Here is an 11438-nt window from a genome sequence, read left to right as displayed (position 1 = left end):
CCCCATGTCTCATCGGGAGGGGGACTATGGAGCAGAGATCGATCCTGATTGTCGAAGATGAGCAGATCCCGGCAATTGATCTCAGAGAGACCCTCATAACACTCGGTTACCGGGTTACCGGCATCGCATCATCCGGTGAACGGGCGATTGAGATGGCGGATGAGGGGATCCCCGACCTTATCCTGATGGATATCCGGCTGGCAGGTAAACTCTCCGGGATTGAAGCCGCAGAGCAGATCCTGAAGCACCATACAATTCCCATTATCTATCTCACGGCGTACGCAGACCCTGAACTCGTGGAACGGGCAAAGCGGACCCGCCCCTATGGATATATCATCAAACCGTATGATGAACGGGGGATCCGGACCGAGATCGAGATCGCGCTTTACAAAGCGGAACTGGACCGGAAGCTCGAACAGGAATATGCAAACCTTGAGCAGCGGGTTATCGATCGGACGAATGAGCTCACACGGATAAATGCGGCATTACAAAAAAGCGAAACCCGCTACCGGCTCCTCTTCGAACGATCCGGCGAGGGAATTTTTATCTTCGAAGCCCAGGGGAAAGACCAGGGGAGAATTGTCGAAGTAAACAATGCCGGTGCTGCCATGCATGGCTACACTTCAGAAGAACTCCTGACGATGAAGATTGCGGATCTTGAGGTCGCGGAAAATCTTACGGATACTCCGGCCCGGTTTAAGGAAATTCTCAGCGGGAAATGGATCGGGGGGGTGATCAACCATAAACGGAAGGACGGGTCTGTCTTTCCCCTTGACTTTCACGCCGGCCTGTTAGAACTGGAGGGGCATACCTATGTCTTTTCAGTCATGCATGACTTCAGTGAGCAAAAACGTGTGCACGATGAGGTTGTGAAGGCACGGGATGAATGGGAACGCACGTTCAATGCGGTCCCGGACCTGATCTCCATCATTGACAAAAATTTCAGGATCGTCCGGATAAACAAGGCGATGGCCGAGCGTATCGGGGTTTCTGCGGAAAACGCAATCGGGCTTCGCTGCTATGAATCGGTCCATCATACCTCCAATCCACCTGACATCTGTCCGCACCAGCGCCTCCTTGCTGACGGCAAACCTCATACCGTGGATATCCATGAAGATAACTTAAACGGTGACTTTACCCTCACCGTTTCACCGATCCTCGATCCCTCCGGAACGATAGCGGGAAGCGTACATGTTCTCCACGACATTACCCTGCGTAAGCGGGCGGAAGATGCGTTAAAGGAGAGCGAGGCAAATTACCGGACCATTTTAGAGGATATGCAGGATATGTTCTACCGTACGGACCTGCAGGGAAAGATTACGATGCTGAGCCCCGCAGGTGTACGTCTTGCCGGGTATGATTCACCTGATGATCTGATCGGATTGGACGCAGCTTCAGTGTACGCAGAACCCGAAGAACGCAAACAGCTTCTTTCTGTCCTTGCGGAGAAAGGGGAGGTTTCTGATTATCCTATTACCTTAAAGGTCCGCGACGGATCGCTCCGGTATGCGACTACGAGCAGCCATTTCTATCGCGATGCACACGGGAAGGTTCTCGGGGTTGAGGGAATCATCCATGATATCACCAGTCTCCGGCAGGCCGAAGATACCTTAAGAATGGTAAATAAAAAACTCAACCTTCTCTCCAGCATCACAAGGCATGATATCCGGAACCAGCTCATGGCCCTCAAGACCTACATCCAGCTGAGCGAGGACTCCTTAGGAAAACCTGCCCACGTGATGGAATTCTTAAAGAAGCAGGAAAAGATTTCTGACAATATCGAACGCCAGATCAATTTCACCAGCGATTACGAGGAGATGGGTGTAAAATCCCCGGCATGGCAGAACATAGAAGCGATTGTCAGCAGGGTGGCATCAGAGCATTTGTTGCGGGATACCCGGGTTGAGACGACCTGTCCGGATCTGGAAATCTTTGCCGATCCGCTGCTTGAGAAGGTGTTCTACAATCTTATCGATAATGCCCTGCGGTACGGGGGAGAGCAGATGACCGTGATCCGCACCACTATGCAGGAGTCTGAGGGGGGAATGGTTATTTCCGTTAAAGATGATGGTGTCGGCATATCAGCAGAGGACAAGAAGCACCTCTTCTCCCGCGGCTTCGGGCACAACACCGGCCTTGGCCTCTTCCTCTCCCGCGAGATCCTCTCGATCACGGGGATTATGATTACCGAGGACGGGGAGCCGGGCAAAGGTGCGAGGTTTGAGATCCTCGTGCCAAAAGGGGGGTGGCGGTTCACCAGTAAACCGTAAACCAGAAAATATCCGAAGATAGGATATGCAATCCCCAACCTTTCTTATATTCCTGTAATTATGGAAACTGCCTGCTGAGCGGTCACCGGTTCCACGACCCGGGCCGGCACCAGCCCGGCCACTGCAACGAACAGAGCCGGTACAATATATGAAGATGGCAATTCTGTCGCGATACGGATTCTTTCCCCCATTCGGGGATAATTTTATCATCCTTAAACTAAAAAGCGCTGTCATAGCAGAGGCAAGGAGAGAATGGCGTGAGGGTACTGGAAGAAATGCCCGTTATGGAGAATCGCCCCCTCATTTTGCCAAAGACGGGTCACTTCGCGTGCCTGGCGGGATGAATAAAAACGGCAGGACATAACCGGATTACCGGGAAAATACCTGCAGTTGTCATCACAGTAACGGAATACATCGAGGTCTGGCAGCAGGGACGTACAGGTTGAAAAATGAACGGTATGAAACAAAAAACTGACAATACAGAAGATAAGTTCCGGAAGAAACGACCCGAAGTGCCCCGGCGGGTATTACTTCAATACGTTCTCGTTCTACTCACATTTCTCCTGCTCGCCGCGCTTGGAGTCTCTTACATCAACAGCATTAACCAGGTTGCATCTGAGACCGCGATATCATCCTACCAGCAGACCGAACTGGAGATTGTCCGCGAAGCAGCCCGCGGGGCTGAAGAGTACATCCACATGGAGATGGTAGTGCATGGCCGGACGGATATTACGGCTGTTGAACAGGAGGTATATACAAAATTCATCGATCCCATCCGTCTGTTAAAAAACGGCGATGCCTGGATTTATGCGCCGGATCACATCGTATTTGACCAGAGTGCTGACCTGCCAAAGGAATACTGGGGCAGGAGCATGGCGCAGATCTTTGCCCTCCAGCAAACGCACGGGGCAAGCCACTATGAGGAGATGACCGCTGATGTCACCTCTGGCCGGGAAGGGGTCGGGTATTATGTCTGGCTTCCGGAAAAAGGTCAGGAGATCGCGGCGTGGACCCCGGTGAGGGTAGGCAATAATACCTGGACAATCGGCCTGTCAACGCCGCTGCCGGAGATCCTTGACGCAAGCGGCGCCTCGTCCCATATTGTCATTGCCAAAGCGGGTATCCTTTCAAGCATCCTCCTTGCCTTCATCCTGCTCTGCCTGTGGGTATTTTCCGATATGAAGCGGAGGCAGGTCAATGAGGATCTCCAGGTGAGCGAGGAGCGGTTCCGCCTGATATTCCAGAACGCAAATGACGGTATCTTTGCCCACGATATATCCATGGAAGGCCCCGGGAAGTTCCTTGATGTCAATGACCAGGTTTGCCGGTGGCTTGGCTACACCCATGATGAAATGACCCGGATGGCCGTCACGGATATCGATGTTCCCGAGCAGTTCGAAAAATTCCCGGCGATAATACAACGCCTGACAGAAGACGGGTTTGCGGTTTTTGAAACCGACTTTTTGACAAAGGACAAAAAGCGGATCCCGGTTGAAGTGAGTGCCCGCCTTTTCGATCTCCATGGCAGGCAGACAATCCTTGCCATCATACGTAATATCACCGACCGTAAAGCTGCAGAACAGGCGCGGCGGGAGAATGAGGCCCGGCTCGCAACCGCGATGGACATTGCGGCCCTTGCCGACTGGGAGTACGATGTCCCGACCAGGTTCTTCACCTTCAATGACCGGTTTTATGCATTGTACGGCACCACCGCGGAACGGGAAGGCGGCTACCGGATGCCGGCAGATGTGTATGCACGAACATTCGTTCATCCCGATGAGATGCAGGTTGTGGGCGAAGAAGTGAACCGGGCGATTACGACAACAGATCCCAATTACCGGTCACACCTGGAGCACCGGATTATCCGGAGGGACGGGGAAATCCGGTATATTGTTGTCCGGATCAGGATCACCAAGGACGCTGCCGGCCGCACCATAAAAACCCATGGCGCGAACCAGGATATCACCGAGCGCAAACTTGCCGAGAAGCACCTGCGGGAGCAGGAAGCCACCCTTGAAACGCTCCTGAATGCTCCTACGGATATCTTTGCCCTGCTTGACCGGGACGGGACAATCCTGAACATCAACGAGAGTGGTGCCCGACAGGAGGGGGGAACGGTAGAGGAAATCACCGGGCGGAATGTGTACGATCTCCTGCCACCCTCACTGGCTGGAAAACGGAGGGAGATTATAAAAGGGGTCTTCACCGCCGGGAAACCGGCACACTTCGAAGACGAATATGCCGGCAGGTATTTCTATAACAATATTTTCCCGGTCTTCGGTGCAGAACAGAAGGCGGTCGAACGTGTCGTGCTGTTCGCTTCGGATATTACCGACCGCAAGAAGGCAGAGCTGCAGCTCCAGCGTTACAATGTTGACCTTGAGGAGGGGATCGCAGAACGGACGGCATCCCTGCACAGGACCGCCGAACTGCTCCAGGACGAAGTGCTCCAGCATGAAGTAGCGGAGAAGAAGATCCAGGAATCGTTAGACGAAAAAAGTGTCCTGTTAAAAGAGGTTCACCACCGGGTCAAGAACAATCTCCAGATCATTGCAAGCATGTTAAACCTCCAGGCACGGTATATCACGGATGAAAAAACCCTCCAGGCGATCAAGGACAGCCAGAACCGGGTCAGGGCAATGGCCCTTGTCCATGAAAAGCTGTACCGGTCAGCGGATATCTCAAAGATCGACCTCGATGAATATATCAGGTTCCTCGGTAACAGCCTGTTCCAGTACTATGGAATGAAAGGGAGAGGTATCGTGTTCACAACCGGCATTAAGGATATCACGCTTGATATCAATGCCGCGATTCCCGTGGGGCTCATCATCAACGAACTGATCTCCAATTCCCTGAAATATGCATTCCCCGATGGAAGAAAAGGGGAGATTTCCATCACGATTACGCGGGAGGGCAGAGTACTCTCCTTCCTGTTTAAGGATAATGGCATCGGCATCCCTGCAGACTTTGACTGGCGCAATGCGGAATCCCTCGGGCTCCGGCTGGTGAACTCGCTTGTCGACCAGCTGGACGGGACGATTGAACTGGACCGGACAGCAGGGACTGCGTTTACGATTGTCGTAAAGGAAAAAGAGTGAGGGGAGGATATGAATCTGAACATCAGCACCGGTACCATTTTTGAACGGGTTGCACGTGCCTGCGGGATTATTTCAGTTATTATCGGGGGGACGGGTCTTGCAGGATGGGCCTTTGGATCGCGAGTCCTGACGGGGGTGCGACTGGATTATATCCCCATGGCACCCAACACTGCCATCCTTGTCATCCTGCTCGGGTCCGCTCTTTTTTCCGGGACCGCATGGCCCGGGAACCGTACTGTCCGCAGGGTGATTGCAGGAATCTCATCTCTTAGTATCCTCATCGCAGGCCTGACCCTTGCCGGGATCATTACCGGCATCGATCTTAAGACGGATTATCTCTTCCTCACGGTAACGGGTACGGTCGGCACCGTTCCTGTAGGGCGAATGTCTCCGGTGACTGCAACCTGCTTGCTGCTGGGAAGTGCTGCACTCCTGCTTCTCCTGGTGAAAAAGAACGATCTGAGTGCGTTTCTGGGCACGGTGATGGCGCTGGTTGGCGGAGTAGTGATCATCGGGTACTGGTATGGCGCCCCGCTGCTTTACGGGGGCACCGTAATACCGGTTGCACTTACCACAGCAGTGGCCCTCGGGATACTGGGGATCGGGATGAACGCAGCTGCGGGTCCCGCCAGCTGGCCCCTCTCCAGCGTAACTGGCGATTCGACCCGCGCACGACTCCTCCGCGGGCTGCTGCCGGTCATCCTCATCCTTGTCCTCCTCGTGAACTGGATGAATACAGTCGTCGTGGGACATGCGGACAGCACGGTAGTCCTCTTTTCTGCCGTGACAATTATTCTCTCCCTGCTTGTCGTGTATGGGGTAGTCTTACAGATATCCCATAAAATCGGGGATCCTATCGATCTGTCCGAGCGGGAACGGAAAAGAACCGTGGAAAATGTGCGGAGAGCACGGGATTTTTACTTAATGGTCCTTGACGATTTTCCCAACCCGATCTGGCGGTCGGACATCCATGCGAAATGCGATTATTTCAACAAGGACTGGCTCGCGTTTACCGGGCGCAGGATGGAGCAGGAGCTTGGCGACGGATGGGCTGAAGGGGTCCACCCGGACGATCTCGAACGGTGCGTAAAAATCTATCTCGATCATTTCCATGCGCAAAAACCATTCGAGATGGAGTACCGGCTCCGGTATCATGATGGCACCTACCGCTGGCTCTACGATAACGGGAAACCACTATTCACCCCGGAGGGGGAGTTTGCCGGGTATATCGGCTCCTGCTACGACATCCATGACCGCCGTATGGCGGAAGAAGAGATCCGGCGGCTCAATGCGGATCTGGAGAAACGGGTTTCAGAGCGGACGGAAGATTTGCAGCATGCACTCACCCGGATTGAAAAATCCCTGCATGAGAAAGAGATTCTCCTGCGTGAAGTTCACCACCGGGTCAAGAACAACTTCCAGATCATCTTAAGCCTGCTCTCCCTCCAGTCGCGAAGCATTGGTGATGAGAAGTTTTCCCTGGGGATACAGGAGAGCCGGAACCGGATACGGGCTATGGCATTTGTTCATGAGAAACTGTATACTTCAGCAGATTTCTCCCGGATTGATCTGGAGATGTATGTAAAATACCTGACAAAACAGTTATTTACCTTCTTTGGGGTACGCCCGTCGACAGTCTCACTCAATCTTAAAATAAACAATATTTTCAGTGATATCAACACGGCAATTCCTTTGGGGCTTGTCATCAATGAGCTGGTCTCGAACTCGTTAAAGCATGCCTTCCCTGATGGGAGAACAGGCCAGATCACCATCAGTATCCTTGACGATCAAAAGGGACTCATTATTACGTACCAGGATAACGGTATCGGATTTTCCAAAGGCTTTGACTGGCAGACAGCAGAGAGCCTTGGTTTCAAACTCATCCGCGTGCTGGTCGATCAGCTCGATGGTACTATTGAGCAGCAATCCCGTGAAGGTACACGCTTTATAATCAAAGTGAAGAAAAAAACGGATGAGCAGGGATACCTCCACGGTACATTTAACCCGGTCCCGGAATGAAAATTCGTTTTTAGTCGATTGAAGTCCGGAATCCTAAATGAGGAGGGTGGTAACCTTTGAGGGTACAGGAATTCTCTTCATTTTTTTTACAGGAGTTGTCCGGTAAAATTCATGCAGTTGGGGAGAGCTTCGTTGAACATAACCATCTCAAGGATATTCAGACCTGCTGCACGTACGCCTGGATCACTGACAGCGTTATGTGCTTCGCAATACTCCACCACTCCCGCATCAGGACCGGACCGCAGATTCCAGGCCAATTCCTGTTTTACAGACATCCCCGGAAAAAACGACCCTCATATTTGCATTCCGGCAGGGTTTCCGGGGCCCGGATGGGGTAAACTAACGGGCGAAAAAGGTCTCAATAAAAAGGTCTTTGGCAGGCTTTTGGCGAGGGTGTTTCCGCCCGTATTTTGGTAAACGGGGTAAAATTTGAACGTATTTTCCACAGGGCACAAAACGGAGGGTTTTACGGGCTTTGCCATACGGGAGCACGATAAACGAAGCCCAATTCGGGCGTTTTTTCCCTCATAGTACATACCACCCCATGGTGCCGGAGAGCGGGTACCGGTTTACCGGCTTAACGCAGGTGTTCCCATTCTTCGAGGGGTACACCAGATTATTTCTTTTAGTGATTCATCATTTGGTGCCACCAACCTTTAATGTCAGATATCAAATCAACAAATAGTTAACATTTTGTTGTCTGTAGTAAGCCTATTTTGTTAATACCATACCCCCCTCTTGCGCCACCAGTCCCCCGAGGGGGACGGGGCGCATTGTGATTGGACGAGGTGGGTTACAGGTAATACGTCGTTATCGCAATCCGGGGGATGCCACAGTGGCGGGGGCGGAGGTGGAACCAAAGCCCCCAAGAACGTCTGATAAGTTTTCTCTTGGAGATGGCTTCTTAAAAAAACCGAAACAAAATCTTAATTGGTGGCTCTAATTAACGAATCACCTTTCTTTTAATAATCCCGCTTGATATTATGGCGCATTTGTACCCGTACATGTCCGAATCTGAAAAGGGCGAACAATGCAGTATTCAGACCTTCAGGTCACCAGCAGGTTCCGGATTCTGACAGATATTTTTATCCATATCGATAATGGTGTCTACAAACATCGTCAGCTGGGTGAGTACATCCGGATCGAGCCCTTTTTCCACCGCAATGAAAATCCCGGCAAAACGCATGAGTCGCAGTTTGTTCGTCACAAAATGAATGAACCGGGTGATATTCTGCGAGGATATATAGATCAGCATGGAGTTGACCGAATCGAACACCAGCGATACTTTCTTTCCTTTAAGTCCGGCAAGGGACTCCGTGACAGCAATCCCGATAGCAGTCAGATCGGCAGGATTGCTGACAAACCTGCAGTTACTCTCAGGTTCGTGATCGTGTCCCATGGCATATTTTGTAACGGTATCAACCACAGAAATTTTCTCCATGGGGATACCATTTTTTTCAAAATTCTTTTTCAGGACATCAAAGGGCTGGTTTGTCGCGATGACCAGAACATGGTAATCCATGGCCTGCAGCATTTTGATCAGTTCGATGTTCTTGTTCCTGATCTCCGCCGCTGATGCCATGACAAGGTAGATCTCCTCATCTTTGATACTCGATAAGCAAAATGTCATCAACTTCACCTATTCCATGAGGAATTTCCTGGTTGCATCAGACAATTCATCGCCATGCTCAGTGATCGCCTTGTTCAGGTCTATGATGTTCTGCCGGATCTGTTCGATGTTCTTCATCTGGATTTTCAGCTGGAGGGCCACATCCGCCGTGTCACACCCGCCCCGTTCAACATCGCTGGTAATTCCTGCGATATTTTCCTCCACCACCTCAAGCGGGGTCTTTAACCGCATGGCGGCTTCCCTGATAAATTCAAGGAATCGTTCATTACTCTCTCTGAGGGCCTCTTCGTTTTTCATGATCCGTTCGGACTGCTCGCTGACGACTTTCTCCTGCACCGTCAGGAGTTCGGTCAGTGAGGCCACCATGGATTCAAGGGCGTGTACCCTGTCGGTTGTGATAACCATATCCATCTGTTATTCCTCCTTTACCGAAGTGCGCTGTTTCCGTGGATCAGAGAAAACCGCTTTGCCCTCAAAGGGAAGGATTGCAATCTTTACGCTTAAGGCAAGCGACCGGAACATATCTGCGGTCTGACGGGAGACCTTCACTTTGCTGAAAAAGATGATCGCAAAGAGATTTCCTGAAGGCAGGATGCCCCCAAAGCCAAGGACAGAATTGACCCCGAACGGGATGACGAAATCGTCCTGGGCAGGTACGTACCTGCTGCCAACTGCATCGGGTATCAGGAAAACATTGTAGGTAGTCTGTGCCATGTCCATGACAACGGCCGGATCCGGCTGTAATACGGTATTAACCTCAAGTCCCAGTTGCTGGATGAGCTGCGTGATCATGGGGAACGATTCGATGAAATGCTCACTGGGGAGGGGGATTGCTTTGTGCCCGTCAGATTGTTTGCGTGAGTTCCACTCCGGCAGCATGCCGGCGCTTGCCAGCAGGACAAGGCATTTCATTTCACGGGATCCCGGTGAGGCTTTCATGATGCGGGAGGCAAATGCCTGCAGGTTATCATCAAGTTCTCCGTAGGCGTGGGTCTTGAAGAGGCGGACAAGGACACAGGCATTACCTCCCCCGTCTTTGTCATTGAGATGATCGTACAGGTAATGAACGATTCTGTCCGCTACCTCTTCCATACTGGCAGCACCGGATCCCATCGATCGGAGTGCAGCTGAAACCTCGACCATATCCTTGAGAGTAAAATCGGCAATATCAGGCATCATATCCTCCTTATTCTGCGGGCAATGGACAGATTTTCAACCCGGGTTTTTTATCCTCCATGATACCGATGATACTCATTGCATCACCGGGCACGGTCCGGGTTGAAATAGTATATTTTCTCATTTAGAAGACATCTATATATATGTATTCAGCCAGCACGGTTGCAGGCATAACACCACCTGATGATTGCCGTGTCCCTTATCCACGGTCTGCCAATATCTGATGAGAAAAAACAGATGCGGAATTTCTCTGATGGTTTCTGCACCATCTTTGCTCCTGCACTATCATAGGTATTTTTCCTGTTGAAACACACATGAACGGGAGTTCGCACCCGAAGCATCAAAATCGTTTTTATGATTCTTCCCCGCCTCAGGATCTTTCCGTGGCACGGCGGGGCAATGAGATTTTAGAATTTTTTTGTTGCTTTGTAGAAATCATTTAGAAAACTCTGACGTTCTCAGGGGCTTCGCTCCCGCCACTGGGGCACACCCCCCATTGCGATGACAACGTATTACCTGTAACCTTACTCGGGCTATCGCACTGCGCCCGTCCCCCAACGGGGGACAGGTGGCGCGAAGAGGGGGGCAATATATAATAAAAAAAGGTTTTCTCCAGAGCAATTTTTGTCATTGAACCGCCGCGAGGCGCCCTTTGAGGTCGGCGGAGTTTATCGTATCTGGAGGTACGGGGGTCTCAACCCCCATTATAATTCCTGAAGAGGATATTTTCCCTGGTGAATACACCCGGGTTATTTAATAAGAAGTTTTATTAACCGCCCTGTATAACTCATCGATATGCCGCCTGTGGGTGAATCACCGGATACTGCACCCCGTGGCCTGATTATCGCTATTCTTCTCTTGTTTCTTGTCATTATCGGAGCCGGTGTCCTCTTCTACCAGTCACAGGAACAGCAGATCAGGGACAGGGTAACCGGCGATCTCTCGTCAATCGCAGCCTTGAAAACAGACCAGATCGAAGGCTGGAGGGAGGACCGGCTGTTCGATGCCCGGGTCATCTCAGCCGGGGAGTTTTTCGCTGACGGGGCGGAACATTACCTGGCATATGGTGATGACGAGACCCGGGGGAAGATCCTCGCCCGCTTCCGCGAGATAAATGCGTCGCCCCATTACCATAATATGGTGCTGGTCGATCCGCAGGGCGATGTCCGGATCACGCTCGATCCCGCGATCACGACCCTCCAGCCGTCCGTGAAAGCGTAGGTGCTGGAATCCCTTGCAACGGGT

9 protein-coding genes are annotated in these 11438 nt (G+C 51.6%); 5 read left to right on the top strand and 4 right to left on the bottom strand.

What is annotated here, in order from left to right; genetic code table 11:
• Window positions 1-26 precede the first annotated feature (26 nt).
• The 4 genes from WC593_10475 (at window position 27) to WC593_10460 (ending at window position 7387) form a co-directional block, all read left to right on the top strand.
• Window positions 27-2270 carry a PAS domain S-box protein gene (locus WC593_10475; protein ID MFA4825566.1) on the top strand — a complete coding sequence of 748 codons (2244 nt, stop codon included), beginning with the start codon at window positions 27-29 and terminating at the stop codon, window positions 2268-2270.
• Between the two features lie 148 nt (window positions 2271-2418).
• A complete protein-coding gene (locus WC593_10470) occupies window positions 2419-2634 on the top strand; it encodes a hypothetical protein (protein MFA4825565.1) in 216 nt (71 codons plus the stop codon).
• Window positions 2635-2728: 94 nt separating this feature from the next.
• The gene (locus tag WC593_10465) at window positions 2729-5368 is read left to right on the top strand and encodes a PAS domain S-box protein (GenBank protein MFA4825564.1); all 2640 of its coding nucleotides are present in this window, start codon (window positions 2729-2731) and stop codon (window positions 5366-5368) included.
• Window positions 5369-5377: 9 nt separating this feature from the next.
• Window positions 5378-7387, top strand: coding sequence for a histidine kinase dimerization/phosphoacceptor domain -containing protein (locus tag WC593_10460; protein MFA4825563.1), 2010 nt, complete (start codon window positions 5378-5380; stop codon window positions 7385-7387).
• A gap of 86 nt (window positions 7388-7473) precedes the next feature.
• Here the strand turns inward: WC593_10460 and WC593_10455 are convergent, their stop codons facing one another.
• From WC593_10455 to WC593_10440, 4 genes are all read right to left on the bottom strand, one after another.
• Window positions 7474-7644: a hypothetical protein gene (locus WC593_10455; protein ID MFA4825562.1), complete on the bottom strand. Its 171-nt coding sequence runs from the start codon at window positions 7642-7644 to the stop codon at window positions 7474-7476.
• A 782-nt stretch (window positions 7645-8426) separates the two neighbouring features.
• A complete protein-coding gene (locus WC593_10450; protein ID MFA4825561.1) occupies window positions 8427-9017 on the bottom strand; it encodes a hypothetical protein in 591 nt (196 codons plus the stop codon).
• A 9-nt stretch (window positions 9018-9026) separates the two neighbouring features.
• On the bottom strand, window positions 9027-9428 hold the full coding sequence (locus tag WC593_10445; protein ID MFA4825560.1) for a hypothetical protein: 402 nt from the start codon (window positions 9426-9428) through the stop codon (window positions 9027-9029).
• Between the two features lie 3 nt (window positions 9429-9431).
• Window positions 9432-10193: a hypothetical protein gene (locus WC593_10440; GenBank protein MFA4825559.1), complete on the bottom strand. Its 762-nt coding sequence runs from the start codon at window positions 10191-10193 to the stop codon at window positions 9432-9434.
• A gap of 795 nt (window positions 10194-10988) precedes the next feature.
• On the opposite strand from WC593_10440, the gene WC593_10435 reads away from it, so the two are divergent.
• A complete protein-coding gene (locus WC593_10435; protein ID MFA4825558.1) occupies window positions 10989-11414 on the top strand; it encodes a hypothetical protein in 426 nt (141 codons plus the stop codon).
• Window positions 11415-11438: the final 24 nt, after the last annotated feature.

The organism is Methanoregula sp., assembly GCA_041645435.1.
In the GTDB taxonomy this organism is placed as follows: Archaea; Halobacteriota; Methanomicrobia; order Methanomicrobiales; family Methanospirillaceae; genus Methanoregula.
The sequence above is the reverse complement of the archived record's forward strand: the minus strand, read 5'-3'. Positions and strand labels throughout refer to the sequence as shown.